The following is a 16,548-nucleotide window of genomic DNA, read 5'->3' as shown; positions in this document are numbered from 1 at the left end:
CGTCCGGCCCGGGGGTCAGGTCACCGAGCAGGACTGGTCCGCCAGTTCGAACGCCGTCGGTGTGCTGGTCGCGGCCGAGCCGGTGGCTGTGAAGCCGAAGCTCACCGAGGAACCCGGTGCCACGTTCGCGTTCCAGCTCACGTTCTTCGCCGTGACCGAGGCGCCGGACTGCGTGTGCTCGGTGTTCCACGCCTGCGTGACACCCTGCCCGGCGGGGAACGACCAGCCCAGCGACCAGCCGCTCCAGGCCGCCGTGCCGGTGTTGGCGAGCCGGACGTCCGCCTGGAAGCCGCCCGACCACTGGTTGGTCACCCGGTACGTCACCGCGCAGGCGCCGGTCGGCCCCGGATCCGTGCCCCCGCCGCCGTCGCCCCCGCCGGACGAGTCGCCGTAGACGACCCCGCGCCCGTTCGTCGACACGTACACGCGCCCGTAGACCCGCGGGTCACCGGTGATGGCCGCGCCCGTCCAGCCCCACTGGTGCGCGTCGTCGTTGACGCGCGTCCAGCTCGCGCCCTTGTCCGTGGAGCGGAAGATGCCGCGTACGCCGCCGATCTTCGCGCTCGTGTAGAGCGCCTGGTACGACGCGCCGGGCGCCGCCTTGCCGAAGCCGATCGTGTCGGCCTGCTCGACCCCCGGCAGCTTGGTGAAGGTCGCGCCGGAGTCCGTGGAGTGCCACAGCCCGTACGCCCCGTCGCTCGCGCCGCCCGCCAGCCAGATGTCGCCCTTCGTGCCGGGCAGCGCCTTGAACCGTACGCTGTCGCCGCTCGGCAGTCCCGTCGCGGAGGAGGCGGTGAAGGTCGCGCCGCCGTCCGAACTGACGTAGAACCTGCCGGACTTGAAGCCGTAGAAGGTCTTCGGGTCGACCCGGTCCGACTCGACGACCGCGCCGGCCGGGATCCCGCTCGACGCCGACCACGACGTGCCGAACCCGGTCGCGTGGTGCACGCCCGCACCCTCCGGGCTCCACACGAACCGGCTCCCGTCGGCGGCCGCGGCGACCGTGCCGCCGCCGCTCACCCCCGAGGGGTCGGTGCCGGCGAACCAGTTGGCGCCGTTGTCCGTGGAGAACGCCACGTGCGGACCCGAGTCGAGGTTCCCGGCCCGCACCACGATCCCCGGGTTCGACTCCGCGAAGTCGAGGCTCGTCGTGGTGGTGAAGTTCGGCGAGGTGAACATCATCGACGGGACCTCGGTGAGGTCCGTGTGCCGGAAGCCGCCGACGTCACCGAGCGCGCTCAGCAGCCGGGCGCCGCCGGACGGGGGAGCGGCCAGGTCGTTCACGGCCGTCTCCTCCAGCCCTTGCACCATCGGCCTGATGGTGAACTGGCCGCCGCTGTCCCACCGGCCCAGGTCCTCGGTGCCGTAGATCGTCGCGCCCGTCCCGTACATCATGCGGGAGGAGTTGAACGGGTCGATCTCCAGCGCCTCGGTCATCCACCCCAGTTTGGGCGTCTGCTCGGGCGGCGACGGATTGGCGCCCCAGGTCAGCCAGGGCGAGGACGACACGTCCATGGTGTAGCGGTTCGAGCGGTTCGGGTACGAGGTGTAGTCCCAGGCCTTCGTCCAGGTGCCGCCGCTGTCCGTGGAGCGGAAGATCTGCGTGTCCGGCCACCAGGAGCTGTACGCCGTCGCCATCACCGTTCCCGGCTTCTGCCGGTCGACCGTCAGCCCGCTGAAACCGTAGGAGGTGTCGGCCTCCGCGACCGGGCTGATGTCCGTCCAGGTGCCGCTCGCCGTCGCGTACCGGAACAGCCGGCCCTTCCCGCCGTCGTACGGGCCCCCCTTGTCGCTGTACGCGAGGTACAGGTAGCCGTTCTTCGCGTCCAGCACGCCCTTGTGGGCCAGGTACCCGGTGGGCTGACCGGCCAGCCGCGACCAGGTCGCGCCCGCGTCGGTCGAGCGGTAGACAGCGTTGTCCTTGTCGGCCACCCCGACGTAGATGGTGCGGGTGGCGTCGGTGCCCGTGGCCGACGACTCGTCGAAGGTCACCCAGGCGATGCCCTGGTTGTCGGAGGCGTACCCGCTGGCGTCGGTCGGGTCCTGCACGTAGTTCCCGGGGTTCGGGAAGCTCGTCACCTGCGACCAGGAGGCCCCCGAGTCGGTGGACCGCCACAGCCCCCTGCCGCTGGGCGCGCCCAGGTACAGCACGCTGTTGCGGTGCGGGTCGACCGCGAGCCGCTCGCCCATGCCGCGCCCCGGCATGTTGCCGCCCAGCTTGAACGGCAGGTCGGCCTTCTGCCAGGTCGCACCCCGGTCGGCGGACCTGAGCACGGCCCCGTTGCCGGGGTCCCAGCTGTTCGTGTACGTGCCCACGGCGGCGTACACCTTGCTCGGCGCCACGGGGTCGGAGGCGAGGCTCACCACCCCGGTGTGCCCCCAGCGCTCCCAGCCGACCGAGTCGAGCAGCGGGGTCCAGGTCTTCGACGCCTCCTGCCAGCGGTAGGCGCCGCCGATGTCGGTGCGGGCGTACGCGAGGTTCTTCTCGGACCGGCTGAAGACGATGCCGGGCACGAAGCCGCCGCCGTCGATACGGGCGTTCTTCCAGGTGTACGTGTCGGCGGCGACCGACACGGCGGGCGCGGTCCTCTCGGCGGCCTGCGCGGCCAGGGCGGGAGGCGTACCGGCCAGCAGCCCGGCGGCGAGCCCGAGCACGGCGGTCAGGACGGGGGTTCTTCGCACGGTGGGGGTCCCTTTCGAGAGGAGAAAGGCGTGACGGCCGGACGGCTCCGTGAGGGGAAGCCGCCCGGCCGGGTGCACACGGAGCTCCGGACGCCCCGCGCCCCTCAGGGGCGCGGGGAACTGCGCGGCCGGCCACATCGGGCCCGCAGCCTCCGCACCGGCCTCCTCACGGAGCACCCCGCGGAGCGCCCTGCGGGACTATTCGAGGAGCTCCGCGTACGAGCCCATGGCGAGCGCGATGTCCGCCTGGGCCCAGAACCGGTGGTACGTGAACGTGGGCGCGGCCCCGCCCGCCAGATACGCCTCGATCTTCGACCAGGCCGGATCGTCCTCGTAGAACGAGCGGATCGAGTCGAAGGTCGACGACGAGTTGATCGGGTCGCCGTTCGGCATCGTGCCGGTCCAGCCGCTCGGGACGTACACCGGGTCGTCGAACCGGTTGTAGTCGGCGCGGGTCTCCGGGACCGCGATGCCCAGCGCGTCCTGGTTGTTCTCCCACATGCCGTCCAGCAGCGCCTTGGCCGTCGTCGCGGCCTCGGTGTCACCGGACCGGTCGGCGTAGTACGTCAGGGTCTTGGCGTACGCGGCCGCCACCCCGACGTCGTTCGTGTAGTCGGCCACGGTCACGTGGAGACCCGTGTTGGCACCGGGACTCGACGCGTTCCAGGTGTCCGGCTTGCCCGACCACCGGAGCGTGTTCGGGATCCGGAAGGAGCCGTCCGGGTTGACCGTCGTGTTGGCCAGTGCCCAGTCGACCCACTTGTCGAGGACGACCTTGGCGTCCGTGTCACCCGTCTGCTGGTAGTACTCGGCGACCCGCTCCATCGACCACGCCTGGAAGCCGAACCACTGGTTGGACGGCGGGTCGTGGTAGACGGGCTTCTCGTCGTAGAACATGCCGTAGAAGGTCGGCGTCCCGGAGGGCGGTGTCGCGTAGCGGCCCTGCCAGCTGTTGGTGGCACCGCCCGCGATGGCCCCCTCGCTGGACTGGAGCCAGCGGTAGAACTCCAGCTGCCGGTCCAGGGACTTGGCCCAGTCCGCCTGCCCCGTCGCCGACTTCGGCTTCAGGTCGGCGTACGAGCTGAGCGCGTAGGCGGCCAGGGGGTTCTGGTAGCCGCCGTGCGTGTGGCTGGAGCCGATGCGCCAGGCCCAGCCCGCCGAGGAGTCGGTCGCGCCGCCCCAGGCGTAGTACCAGTTCAGCAGGTAGTGCGAGGCGTCCTTGCCGGTGGCCGCCGGGCAGGACGTCGGCCCCACACAGTTGCCGATCTTCTTGAAGTACTTGTCGTACATCGAGTAGCGGAGGTAGTCACCCATCTTCGCGGCCTTGCCGACGGTCGCCGACACCTGGGATCCCTTGCCCTGCGCCTCGGCCCAGATGTCCGCCCAGTACGCGGCCTGCACGGCCCGCGCGTCGGCGTCCGGGGCGTTGGTGAACTTCCACTGCTTGGCGTAGGACGCGTCCTTGGTGAACAGGTCCAGGTAGCCGTTCTTTCCGCCGTACTTGAAGGCGTCGCAGGTCGGCTGCGGCACGGTCTCGAACACCGACTCCTGCGCACCGCGCTGGAAGGTGTTGATGTAGGACGGCCCGGTGTCGGAGGGGCCCGCCTCGCACTTGCCCGGCGAGTTCCCGTACCCGTAGACGTTGTCCACGTCCTGCAGCCAGTGCATGCCGTAGATGTCGTCCGTGCCGTACGCGCTCTTCAGCTCGGCGGCGATCGGGTCGGCGCCCACGGAGACACCCGAGTCCAGCTGCGCCGGGTACTCGTTCGGGGTGTCCAGCTCGGGCGCGTACGTCGCGGGCTTGGAGGCGTTGTAGAACGAGTTGGTCGGCTGGTCGGCACGGGTGGGAATCATGAACTTCTCCATGATGTCCCAGGCGCCGTTGAACCTCGTCCAGTCGCCGGTCACCTTGCCGTACATGGCCTGCAGCCACAGCAGGTAGCTGTACGCCTCGGAGGTCGTCTCGTGCCCGTGGTCGGGCGCCTCGACGATCAGTGTCTCCACCGAGTGGTACGGGATGCCCTCCGGCGAGAAGTAGCCGTTCGCCGGGTCGGTGATCTTCCCGTAGAGCTCCAGGAAGCGGGCGTCGTACTCCTTCGACGCGGCGAGCTGGGTGACGGTGACCGCGGCCTTGGCGTGCCCGGTGGCGGTCGACTCGAAGGTCGCCGTACCGGTGCCCGAGGCACTGGCGGTGACGGTCACCTTCTGCGCCGTGTTCCAGTTCGACGGGGTGAAGGTGAGCGAGGCCCCGCCGGTGACGGACAGCCCCGTGTTGCCGCTCGCCCGGGCGGTCGTCACCGTCACGTTCGCCGACGGCTGGGTCGAGAGCTTGACGTCGTACGTACCGGTCTTGCCCTGCTGGACGCCGAGCTGGCCCGGCGAGGCCACCACGGCGGGACCCGAGGCGACCGTGATGCCGACCGGGGTGGACTCCGCCGACGCGCCCAGGCTGTCGTACGCCTTCGCGAGCAACGAATGACTGCCCACGGTCAAGCCAGTGGCCGAGAACGTGTAGGGCGCGCTGGTGTCGGTGCCCAGCAGCGTCGTGTCGTCGTAGAACTCGACCTTGCCGATCGTCGCGCCGTCCGCGGCCGCGGCGGTCGCGGCGAGCGGGACGGCGGTGCCCTGCGAGTAGACGGCGCCCGCCGAGGGGCTGGTCAGCACGGTGATCGGCGGCTGGTGAGCACCGGCGCAGGTGGTGCCGTTGATCGCGAAGGAGGTGGGTGCGGCGTTGGTGCCGCTGTAGGTGAACTGGGCGCCGGTCGTGACCGCGGCGCCGGCCGCGATCTTCCCGTTCCAGGAGGCGCTCCTGGCGGTGACCGTCTTCCCCGACTGCGACCAGGTGCCGCTCCAGCCGCTGCTGAGCTGCTGGTTGCCGGCGTAGTCGTAGGTCAGGGCCCAGCCGTCGATCGCCTCCGTGCCGCGGTTGGTGAGGGTGAGCTCGGCGGTGAAACCGGAGCCCCAGTCGTTCGCCTTGTAGTCGACGCTGCACTGGACGGCCGCCGCCTGCGCGGCAGTCGTACCGGTCGCCAGCATGGTCAGCGGGAGGGCGAGGGCCGCCACCACGGCGGTCCACATCCGCCGCACGCGGCGGTTGTGTCTGAGTGCCATGTTCTGGTTCCTCTCCTTGCGGCTCGGAGACGGGGGTGGAGCAACAAGCCTTGAACCAGTGGGAGCGCTCCCATATTGGAGAGAGGGGTGCAAGGGGTCAAGGTGCTTGAAGAGTCGAAATGATTCGATAGATCAAGAGTGCACCCCCTCTGTTGTTCGCCAAGACTTGGCGCTACCTTCGTCCGCACCAGTGGGAGCGGTTCCAACAGTCGACGTGTCCGTCAGGGCGCGGCCGTACTTCGAGGAGTCGCTCATGCGTCACCCCCGTGTTCGCCTTTCCCCATGGTCGGCGCCACCGCACTCCTTCATCGGCCGCGTCATGACGTGCCCCGGCACGCGCGCCATCCTGTCCGGCCGGCCCCGGAGCACCCGGGTCCTGCGCCTTCGGACCGGTTCCGCGCTCCTTTCACGACGGCACCACCACGTCGTTCGGCATCGGGTTGCGTGCCCCCCGCGCACCCTCGACGAATAGGACACCCCGCACATGAGCCGTACCAGAACTGCACTCCTCGCGGCGCTGGCGCTGGTCGCCGGCACCGCGGGCGCCGCCGTCGCGGCGACGCCCCCGGACGCCGGCGCGGCCGCCGTCCCCTGCACCGTGGAGTACAAGGTGCAGAACCAGTGGGACACCGGCTTCACCACCGCGGTGACGGTCACCAACAACAGCGCGGCCAAGACGGGCTGGTCCCTGAAGTGGTCGTACGCGGGCAACCAGAAGATCACCAGCGGCTGGAACGCGAAGCTCAGCCAGAGCGGCAGCGCGGTCACCGCCACCAACGAGAACTACAACGGCCCCTTGGGGACCGGAAGTTCGATCAGCTTCGGCTTCAACGGCACCTACAGCGGCACCAACGCGCTGCCCACGACCTTCACCCTCGACGGCGTGACCTGCAACGTCGACGACGGAGGCTCGGGCCCCACCGACCCGCCGGACCCGGGGACGGGCACCAGGGTGGACAACCCGTACGCGGGCGCCAAGGTGTACGTGAACCCGGAGTGGCGGGCGAAGGCCGCCGCCGAGCCCGGCGGCAGCCGCATCGCCAACCAGCCGACCGGCGTGTGGCTCGACCGGACCGCCGCGATCAACGGCGTGAACGGCGGCATGGGGCTGCGCGCCCACCTGGACGCGGCGCTCGCGCAGAAGGGCTCCGACGAGCTGGTCGTCCAGCTGGTCATCTACAACCTGCCCGGCCGTGACTGCGCCGCACTGGCGTCGAACGGCGAACTCGGCCCGACGGAGATCGACAAGTACAAGACGCAGTACATCGACCCGATCGCGGCGATCCTCAAGGACACCAAGTACGCGGGTCTGCGCATCGTCACCACCGTCGAGATCGACTCGCTGCCGAACCTCGTCACCAACGTGTCGCCCCGCGCCACCGCCACCCCCAACTGCGACACGATGAAGGCGAACGGCAACTACATCAAGGGTGTCGGCTACGCCCTGAACAAGCTGGGCGACGCGCCCAACGTCTACAACTACGTGGACGCCGGACACCACGGCTGGCTCGGCTGGGACGACAACTTCGCGCCCTCCGCCGCGCTCTTCAAGGAGGCCGCCTCCGCCGAGGGCGCGACCCTCGCCGACGTGCACGGGTTCATCGTGAACACCGCCAACTACAGCGCCACCAAGGAGAACAACTTCACGGTCAACGACACCGTGAACGGGGCCTCGGTCCGTACGTCGAAGTGGATCGACTGGAACCGGTACGTGGACGAGCAGTCCTACGCGCAGGCCATGCGCAACCAGCTGGTCTCGATCGGCTTCAACTCCGGCCTCGGCATGCTGATCGACACCTCCCGCAACGGCTGGGGCGGTACGGCCAGGCCCACCGGTCCCGGGGCGACGACCACCGTGGACACGTACGTCGACGGGGGACGCTACGACCGGCGCATCCACCTCGGCAACTGGTGCAACCAGGCCGGTGCGGGTCTCGGCGAGCGGCCGCAGGCAGCGCCGGCGACCGGTATCGACGCGTACGTGTGGATGAAGCCCCCGGGCGAGTCGGACGGGTCGAGCACCGCCATCCCCAACGACGAGGGCAAGGGCTTCGACCGGATGTGCGACCCGACGTACACCGGCAACCCGCGGAACAACAACAACATGTCCGGTGCGCTGCCGAACTCCCCGCTGTCCGGGCACTGGTTCTCCGCGCAGTTCCAGGAGCTCATGAAGAACGCGTACCCGGCCCTGTGACCTCCGCGTACCGCGTGGTCGTCTGAGAGGTGGAAGAACACGCAGTTCCCCGCGCCCCTGAAGGGGCGCGGGGAACTGCTGCCGCTCAGGGCGGGCGTCCTCCGCCGGCCGGCTCCGTCACGCCGCGCGTCACACGTTCACGTGGTCACACGACCGTGCGGTCCGTCACTCGTTGACCGTCGCCGGGTCCGAGCCCAGCCGCCGGTCCTCGTTGAGGGCGCTGATCGCCGCGATGTCCTCGTCGTCCAGCGCGAAGCCGAAGACGTCGATGTTCTCCTTGATCCGGGACGGGGTCACGGACTTGGGGATCACCACGTTCCCCAGCTGGAGGTGCCAGCGCAGGACGACCTGGGCGGGTGTGCGGTCGTGCTTGCGGGCTATGGCCACGAGCGCCGGGACCTCCAGGAGGCCCTTGCCCTGGCCGAGCGGGGACCATGCCTCGGTGGCGATGCCCTTCGCCGCGTGGTGGGAGCGCGCTTCCGCCTGCTGCAGGTGCGGGTGCAGCTCGATCTGGTTGACGGCCGGGACGACGGACGTGGCGTCGATCAGCCTGTCCAGGTACTCCGGGTGGAAGTTGGAGACACCGATGGCCTTGGCGCGGCCGTCCGCGTAGATCTTCTCGAACGCCTTGTAGGTGTCGACGTACGTGTCCCTGTCCGGCATCGGCCAGTGGATCAGGTACAGGTCGACGTGGTCGAGACCGAGCTTCTCCAGGGACTCGTCGAAGGCGCGCAGCGTGGAGTCGTACCCCTGCTCCGTGTTCCAGAGCTTGGTGGTGACGAAGAGCTCCTCGCGGGCGATGCCGGAGGAGGCGAGGCCCCTGCCGGTGCCCTTCTCGTTGCCGTAGATCGCGGCGGTGTCGATGCTGCGGTACCCGGCCTCCAGCGCGGTGGCGACGGCTCGCTCCGCCTCGTCGTCCGGCACCTGCCAGACACCGAAGCCCAGCTGGGGCATCTCGACGCCGTTGTTCAGGATGATCGGGGGGACCTTGCTCACGAGCTCTCGATCCTTTAAGTCGTCGGATGGTACGGGTGGTACCCCATCGTCAACGATCACGGACCGTTCCGCATTCCAGTCCCGCGGGTTCGCCGGACGAGAGGCATATCGGCCGGGAAGTACCCTCTTTCGCGGGTCCGAACCACATGCATCGGCCAGGCCGCCCACCGGCGGTGCCGAGGCCGGGGGAGGGCCGGTGAACCCGCGCGATCCCCCTCCTCGTCCGTACGGCCCGCTCGCGCCGCCCCGCGGCGGTGTCGGCCGGCCCTCACCCCGGGCCCAGCCGCAGTGTCACGAACCGCGGCCGGTACAGGGACACGTTCCGGCTGAGGTGCGCCTGGGCCGCCGCCCCGCCGGCCGCGTCCAGCCAGTTGACGTCGTAGCTCAGCACGAGCCCGCCCCGGCCGACCGCCGGATGGACCTGCGGGTTGTACGCGGCCACCCCGGCCCGCTGCTCCGGCAGGGGCGGGCTGAAGCCCTTGCCGGGCCCGTGCCAGGGCCCGGCCGGGGAGCACGCCCAGTACGAGGTGACGGTCGTCAGCCCCTCGGCGCCCGCCGCCATCGTGAACAGGACGTACGTCCCGCCGTCGCGCGCCACCGTGAACGCGCTGCCCACCCCCTTGCGCCCGCCGTCCCCCAGCACGGGCTCCATGTGCGAGGGGATGCTCCACTCCCCGCCGTCCCAGTACTGCCACGCGGCGGGGTCCGCGAGCCGTCCCCGCGGCACGCGCGCGACGTACGCGTGCGAGGCGGGCCGGGCGGCGGCCCGCGCGTCGTCCCCGCCGAAGACGTACGTCCAGTCCTCGTCGTGGGTCAGCGCGGTCGTGCCGAACAGCACCCGCCGCGCCGGATCCCGCACCCGCCGCTGGTCGAGAACACGGGTGATCCCTTCGAGACGCAGTCCGGGCAGCGACAGCGTGGCCACCTCGGTGCCGGTCGGCACCCCGTAGATCCAGGGGTACGCGCCGGTCGTACGGGTCCACAGCACCACCCGTACGACCTGCTCGGACGAGCCGGGGGAGCGGGGCTCGACCCGCGCCGCCACCGGCCAGCGCCACTGCCCGGGCGCCGGGTCCGCGAACAGCGGCGCGGGAAGCGTGCGCCGCAGCCGCCCGCCCTCCATGACCACGGCCGAGTTGCGCACCATCGGGGCCGTCGTGTCCCGCCAGGCGTAGGACTCGCCCACCGGATTGGGCGGACGGTGCACCTGGCCGAGGTAGGTGTCCGAGAAGAGCCAGAGCACCCGCCCGTCCGGCAGCCGCACCGAGTGCGTGCCGTCGCCGCCGGTCCAGTCGTCGGCCCGCGAGGCGTCGTCCCCGTACCGCGCGAACTCGCCGGTGACGCCCTGGTCGGGGACCCAGGAGGCGACCGTGCGGGGCCGGCAGGCGGCGACCCCGCCGTCGTCCCGCGCGCGGACGGTGAGCAGCACGGCGCCGAGGACCAGGACCAGGAGCAGACCCAGGCCGGTCCTCGCGCGCTGTCGTGCTCGTGCGTCGTCGGGCACGCCCGGGACGTTAGTGGCTGCCGCGCACCCGGTCCATGGGCAGCCACAGGACGGTGCCCCGCGTCACCGGCCCGCGCACGGCGCCCGCCCCGGCCGGTTCGCCCGTTCCGGCCGTTCCGGCCAGTTCGGCCAGTTCGGTCTCGTCCAGCGCCCGGTCGTGGACCCGCACGTCGTCGACGGCTCCCGTGAGGTGGGCGCGGCTGTCCAGTTTCTGGCCGACGTGCACACCGAACGGAGAGTTGCGGCTCACGGATCCCGCCGGTGCGTCCGCCGTGCCGGCCGCGGTCCCGTCGACGAACAGCGTGAGCAGCCCCCCGCCGCGGCGCAGCGCCAGGTGGTGCCACCGTCCGTCGTTGTACGCGCCGCTCGTGCGCACGGACGCGGACCGCGGCGCGCCCCCGCCGTCCCGCACGGTGATCAGCCCCTGGAGCCGGTCGCCCGCGGGCTCACCGCGCAGCCACACCTGCGGCTGGGTGGTGCCGACCCCGCCCATCCACAGCAGGGGCTGCTCGCCCGCGGTGGCCGTGTAGCGGAACCACAGCGACGCCGTGAAGTCCTCCGTCCCGAGCGGCAGCGCGGCGCGGTACGGCAGGCGTACGGCGTCGTCGGTGCCGTCGAACGCGAGGGCGCGGCCGTGCACGCCGTCCGTCGTCCGCGCGCCCCCGAGGACCGCCGCGCCGGGTGCGCCCGGGGCGAGGTCGGCGGTGGTCGGGTCCGGGCCGCGGCGCGGGCTCAGCCAGTCCTCGGTGAACCGGGCGAAGCGGATCTCGTCGCGCGCGTCCACGGCGCCGCCCTCGTACAGCAGGCCCACCGCCGCGCCGCCGATGTCCACCAGGTCGGAGTAGCCGGACCAGTCCCGCGTGACCACCGTGCCCCGGTCGACGCTCTCCCAGGTGCGTCCGCCGTCGTAGGAGGAGCGGATCATCATCGTGCGGCGGCGGTCCGGGTCGCCGGGGCAGGCCAGCAGGAGCCGGCCGCCCAGGCGCAGCGTGGACCCCTGGACCTGGGGCGTGTAGAGGCTCGGCAGGGCACGGAAGGGCGAGGCGAAGCTGTCGCCGCCGTCGGTGCTGAACGTCTGGGTGCGGTGCCCGAGGTCGGTGCCGTCCTGTTCGCGTCCGCTGACGAGGACCGCGCCGTCCGCGCGCTCGGTCACGGTCATCTCGGACGGCTTCTGGCGGAACGTGCCGTCCTGCGCTGTCGGGTACGAGCGGGTCGCCCCGACACGCCAGTGGTCGCCGCCGTCGTCGCTCACGACCAGCGCGGCGTGGTTCGCGCTGACGCGGGTGCCCTCCCACGTCTCGGCGTTGACACCGAGGACGAGCCGGCCCGCGTGCCGGCCGCGGGTGAGCTGGATGCCGTGCACGGGTCCGGTGGCGTACCAGGAGTTCCAGTGCGCGGGGAGGATCTCGTCGCTGAGGTCGCGCGGCGCGGACCAGGTGAGGCCGTCGTCGTCGCTGTGCTGCAGATGCGGGGTGCGGTCGCAGGGGACGGGGCAGTTGCCGCCGCCGGGGAGACCCGTGTTGTACGTCTCGGCCAGCACGATCCGGCCGGTCGTGCGGTCCACGACCGGGGCGGGGTTGCCGTGGGTGTCGCCCGCGCCCTCGTCGACCACCTGGAGCGGGCCCCAGGTGCGGCCGCCGTCCGTGGAGCGCTTGAGCACGATGTCTATGTCGCCGGCGTCGCTGCAGTCGTTCACCCGGCCCTCGGCGAACGCCAGCAGGGTGCCCTCCGTCGTCCGCACGACGGCCGGGATGCGGTAGCAGGCGTATCCGGGGTCCTGGGACGCCTTGAAGAGCACCTGCTGCTCGAACTGTCCGGACGAGCCGCTCCCGGCGGCTCTGTCGGCTCTGTCAGCCCTGTCGGCTCTGTCGGCTCTGTCGGTCCTGTCCGGTCCGGGGGCGGGACCGGCGTGTCCGGTGCCCGGCAGCGCGAGCAGCGCGGTGGCGGTGAGGACCGCGGTCAGACCGAGGACCCGGGGGAGCGCGCGAAGACTCGACGGCATGGTGCGACCTGCCCTTCATGCAACTGGACATTCGGACATCTGTACATCTGGACATCCCACGTCTTCCGTGCGGCCACCGACGCTACTGGGACGCCAGGCACCTCACAAGGAGCGTGCGCGGCCGTGCCGTACGGGCGCGCCGGGACCGCCCCGGTTGATTCACCGCTTCGTTGATCGGGATTTCCCCCATGAACGACCCGTACGGGCTAACGTTCCGTCATGAACGCAGCAGACACGGGGACTTACCCCGTCCTCGACCCCGCACGTACCGCACTCGTACTGATCGATCTGATGGACCGTATCGTCGGACTGCCCATGGAGCCCCGGAAGGGACCCGAGGTGCTGTCCGCCTGCGAGAAGCTGATCGCCGCCTTCCGCGCGGCGGACGCGCCCGTCGTGCTCGTCCGCGCCGAGCGGCCCGGTGTCGCCGAGCAGCCGCCCGGCAGCGGGCTGGTCGCGGGACTCGCGGCCGACGGTGACATCGAGATAGTGAAGCGGACCTTCAGCGCCTTCCAGGACACCGGTCTCGACGAGCGGCTACGCGAACGCGGGGTGACCACGGTGGTGATCGGCGGGATCGCCACGAACCTCGGGGTCGAGTCCACCGGCCGGGTGGCCCGGGACCTCGGCTACGACGTCGTCTTCGTCGAGGACACCATGGCCACCTACACCACCGCCGAGCACGAGGCATCGGTGAAGCTGAACTTCCCGCGCCTGGGCACGGTGGTCACCACGGCGGAGGTGAGCTTCACCACCGCCTGAGCGCAACCGGCACCCCCTTCACCGCCCTGCGAGTGAGCCGAAGGGGCGCGCCTGGGTCGAGGGGGCAAGCGCGCGGAGGCCCGACGAAGGAGGGCTGAGCACGGTTGCCCCCTCGACCCAGGCTTCTGCGCCCCGGAGGCGAACCGAGCACTGAACAGAGGAGCCCCGGCCGGCGCAGGGGGCGCTCCCCGCCGGGCCGGGGCCCCGCCGCCGTGCCGCGGGGGACCGGGTCAGCCCTGCGCGGCCGCGGCCCGCAGGGCGATGCGGTGCTCGCCCGCGTACACGTTCATGGAGGCGCCCCGCAGGAAGCCGACCAGCGTCAGGTTCGACTCGGCGGCCAGGTCCACCGCCAGCGAGGACGGCGCCGAGACCGCGGCGAGCACCGGGATGCCGGCCATCACCGCCTTCTGGGCCAGTTCGAAGGAGGCGCGCCCCGACACGAGCAGCACCGTGCGGGAGAGCGGCAGCGAGCCGTTCTGCAGGGCGCGGCCGACCAGCTTGTCGACCGCGTTGTGCCGGCCCACGTCCTCCCGGACGTCGACCAGCTCGCCGTCCTCGGTGAACAACGCCGCCGCGTGCAGGCCCCCGGTCCGGTCGAACACGCGCTGCGCCGCGCGCAGCCGGTCGGGGAGGCCCGCGAGCAGTTCGGGTTCGAGCCGTACCGGGGGAGCCGTGTCGCCGTACGTGTCGTCGATCGTCCAGCGGGCCGTCGTGCGGACCGCGTCCAGGCTGGCCTTGCCGCACAGTCCGCAGGACGACGTCGTGTACACGTTGCGTTCGAGGGTGATGTCGGGGATGACGACGCCGGACGCCGTCCGCACGTCGACGACGTTGTAGGTGTTGGAACCGTCCGCCGTCGCGCCCGCGCAGTAGACGATGTTCTGCAGCTCGTCGGCCCGGCCCAGAACGCCCTCGCTGACCAGGAAGCCCGCCGCGAGCGCGAAGTCGTCGCCCGGGGTGCGCATCGTGATCGCGAGGGGTTTCCCGTCGAGGCGGATCTCCAGTGGTTCCTCGGCGACGAGCGTGTCGGGACGGGCGGAGACCGCCCCGTCCCGGATGCGGATCACCTTGCGTCGTTCCGTGACTCGTCCCATGTCCTGATCAGTCCCGGTTCTGTACGTGCTGGTAGCCGAAGCGGCCCTTGATGCAGAGGTTGCCGTGGGTCACCGGGTCGTCGTGCGGCGAGGTGACCTTGACGATCTCATTGTCCTGTACGTGCAGGGTGAGGTTGCAGCCCACTCCGCAGTAGGCGCAGACCGTGGTCGTCTCGGTCTGCGCCGACTCGTCCCACGTACCCGCCGCACGCATGTCGAACTCCGACTTGGAGGAAAGTGCTCCGGTCGGGCACACCTCGACGCAGTTGCCGCAGTACACGCAGGCCGAATCGGTGAGCGGGGCGTCGTGCTCGACGGCGATCCGGGCGTCGAAGCCGCGACCGGCCACCGAGATCGCGAAGGTGTTCTGCCACTGGTCGCCGCAGGCGTCGACGCACTTGTAGCAGAGGATGCACTTGCCGTAGTCGCGCACGTACAGGTCGTTGTCGACCCTCGGCTCCTCGTCGACGCGGGCCGCGTCCGGACCGAACCGGCCGGGCTCCGCCCCGTACTCCTGGAGCCGGCCGGCCACCTCCGGCGTGGTGGAGAGGTCGACCGAGGACGCGAGGAGTTCCAGGACGACCTTGCGGCTGTGCCGGGCCCGCTCGGTGTCCGTGCGCACCTCCATGCCCGCCTCCGCCCTGCGCGAGCAGGCCGGGACGAGGGTGCGCGCGCCCTCCACCTCGACCACGCACACCCGGCAGGCGTTCTTCGGGGCGAGGGTGTCGCCCTGGCACAGGGTCGGCACGTCCTTGCCCGCGGAGCGGCAGGCGTCGAGGATCGTGGCGCCCTCCGGTGCCCATACGGGCTCGCCGTCGATGCGGAACTCCAGCAGGCGGCGGGGTATCCCCAGCGGTGTCACGGTCATTCGTACGCCCCCAGGCGGTCGATGGCGGATTCCACGGCGTTCCACGCGGTCTGGCCCAGACCGCAGATCGAGGCGTCCCTCATGGCCCGGCCCACCTCCCGCAGCAGCGCGACGTCGGCGGCGGCGTCCGCGCCGGTCCGCCCGGCGATGCGGTGCAGGGCCTCCTCCTGGCGCACGGTGCCGACCCGGCACGGCACGCACTGCCCGCACGACTCGTCGCGGAAGAACTCGGCGATCCGCAGCAGCAGGCGCGGCAGCGGCACGGTGTCGTCGAAGGCCAGCACGACCCCCGAGCCGAGCGTCGTGCCGGCCGCCCGCGTGCCCTCGAAGGTGAGCGGGATGTCGAGTTCGTCGGGCCGTACGAAGCCGCCGGCCGCCCCGCCGAGCAGCACCGCGCGCAGCCGGTCGCGTACCCCCGCGAGCTCCAGGAGTTCGCCGAGCGTCGCGCCGAACGGCAGCTCGTAGACCCCGGGCCGGTCGACGCTGCCCGACACGCAGAACAGCTTCGGCCCGGTGGACGTGCCGGTGCCGATCGCCGCGTACGCCGGGGCGCCGAGGGTGAGGATCGGCAGGACGTTGACCAGCGTCTCGACGTTGTTCTCCGCGGTGGGCTTGCCGAACAGGCCCCTCTCCACCGGGAAGGGCGGCTTCGGGCGCGGCTCGCCCCGGTACCCCTCGATGGAGTTGAAGAGGGCCGTCTCCTCGCCGCAGACGTACGCGCCCGCACCGCGCCTGATCTCGATGTCGAAGGCGTACCCCTGGCCGAGGACGTCGTCCCCGAGCAGCCCGCGCGCCCGCGCCTGCCCGACGGCGTGCTCCATACGGCGCAGCGCCCGCGGGTACTCGCCGCGCAGGTACAGGTGGCCCTGGTGCGCCCCGACCGCGTACGCCGCGATCGTCATCGCCTCCACCAGGGCGTACGGGTCGCCCTCCATGAGCACGCGGTCCTTGAAGGTGCCGGGCTCGGACTCGTCGGCGTTGCACACCAGGTGGTGCGGGCGGTCGGGCTGCGACGCCGTGGCCTGCCACTTGCGGCCGGTGGGGAAGGCGGCGCCGCCGCGTCCGACCAGACCCGCGTCGGTGACCTCGCGGATCACCCCGGCGGGGCCGATCGCGAAGGCGCGGCGCAGAGCCGTGTAGCCGCCGTGCGCCCGGTAGTCGTCGAGCGAGGCCGGGTCGACCGCGCCGACCCGGCCCAGCAGCATCAGCGAGGGGTCCCCGGCCTGCGGGACCGCCGACGCGGCGGCCGGCTCCCCGGGCGCCGCGTCGGGCGCGCTCGCCGCGAGCACCGCCCGCTCGACGGTCGCGGGCGCCGCCACGGCCGTACGCACC

At 71.7% G+C, this 16,548-nt stretch carries 10 protein-coding genes; 2 read left to right on the top strand and 8 right to left on the bottom strand.

Going from position 1 to position 16,548, the window contains the following annotated elements:
• Positions 1-15: 15 nt before the first annotated feature.
• Complete coding sequence (locus tag KM933_RS30470; RefSeq protein ID WP_221358175.1) at positions 16-2,682, bottom strand: cellulose binding domain-containing protein; 2,667 nt, start codon at positions 2,680-2,682, stop codon at positions 16-18.
• Positions 2,683-2,880: 198 nt separating this feature from the next.
• Complete coding sequence (locus tag KM933_RS30465; RefSeq protein ID WP_221358174.1) at positions 2,881-5,793, bottom strand: glycoside hydrolase family 48 protein; 2,913 nt, start codon at positions 5,791-5,793, stop codon at positions 2,881-2,883.
• A 484-nt stretch (positions 5,794-6,277) separates the two neighbouring features.
• Here KM933_RS30465 and KM933_RS30460 point away from each other — a divergent pair, with 484 nt between their 5' ends.
• On the top strand, positions 6,278-7,990 hold the full coding sequence (locus KM933_RS30460; protein ID WP_221358173.1) for a glycoside hydrolase family 6 protein: 1,713 nt from the start codon (positions 6,278-6,280) through the stop codon (positions 7,988-7,990).
• A gap of 165 nt (positions 7,991-8,155) precedes the next feature.
• Here the strand turns inward: KM933_RS30460 and KM933_RS30455 are convergent, their stop codons facing one another.
• The 3 genes from KM933_RS30455 to KM933_RS30445 all read right to left on the bottom strand — a co-directional run bounded on the left by KM933_RS30455 (position 8,156) and on the right by KM933_RS30445 (position 12,492).
• Positions 8,156-8,944, bottom strand: coding sequence for an aldo/keto reductase (locus KM933_RS30455; RefSeq protein WP_221358243.1), 789 nt, complete (start codon positions 8,942-8,944; stop codon positions 8,156-8,158).
• Positions 8,945-9,254: 310 nt separating this feature from the next.
• A complete protein-coding gene (locus KM933_RS30450) occupies positions 9,255-10,490 on the bottom strand; it encodes a DUF5005 domain-containing protein (protein WP_221358167.1) in 1,236 nt (411 codons plus the stop codon).
• Positions 10,491-10,500: 10 nt separating this feature from the next.
• Entirely contained in the window at positions 10,501-12,492 is a 1,992-nt protein-coding gene (locus tag KM933_RS30445) for a sialidase family protein (RefSeq protein WP_221358164.1), read from the bottom strand.
• A 219-nt stretch (positions 12,493-12,711) separates the two neighbouring features.
• Between KM933_RS30445 and KM933_RS30440 the strand changes: the two genes are divergently transcribed.
• Positions 12,712-13,254: an isochorismatase family protein gene (locus tag KM933_RS30440; RefSeq protein ID WP_221358162.1), complete on the top strand. Its 543-nt coding sequence runs from the start codon at positions 12,712-12,714 to the stop codon at positions 13,252-13,254.
• A 230-nt stretch (positions 13,255-13,484) separates the two neighbouring features.
• Here KM933_RS30440 and fdhD read toward each other — a convergent pair whose 3' ends face one another.
• The 3 genes from fdhD to KM933_RS30425 all read right to left on the bottom strand — a co-directional run.
• Entirely contained in the window at positions 13,485-14,348 is an 864-nt protein-coding gene (gene fdhD / locus KM933_RS30435; protein WP_221358159.1) for a formate dehydrogenase accessory sulfurtransferase FdhD, read from the bottom strand.
• Between the two features lie 7 nt (positions 14,349-14,355).
• On the bottom strand, positions 14,356-15,216 hold the full coding sequence (locus tag KM933_RS30430) for a 2Fe-2S iron-sulfur cluster-binding protein (protein WP_221358158.1): 861 nt from the start codon (positions 15,214-15,216) through the stop codon (positions 14,356-14,358).
• Positions 15,213-16,548, bottom strand: a 1,336-nt coding sequence (locus tag KM933_RS30425; protein ID WP_221358152.1) for a complex I 51 kDa subunit family protein, incomplete at its 5' end; no start/stop codon positions are given. The genes KM933_RS30425 and KM933_RS30430, both read right to left, overlap by 4 nt.

Source organism: Streptomyces beigongshangae (genome assembly GCF_019710745.1).
GTDB lineage: Bacteria > Actinomycetota > Actinomycetes > Streptomycetales > Streptomycetaceae > Streptomyces > Streptomyces beigongshangae.
The sequence above is the reverse complement of the archived record's forward strand: the minus strand, read 5'-3'. Positions and strand labels throughout refer to the sequence as shown.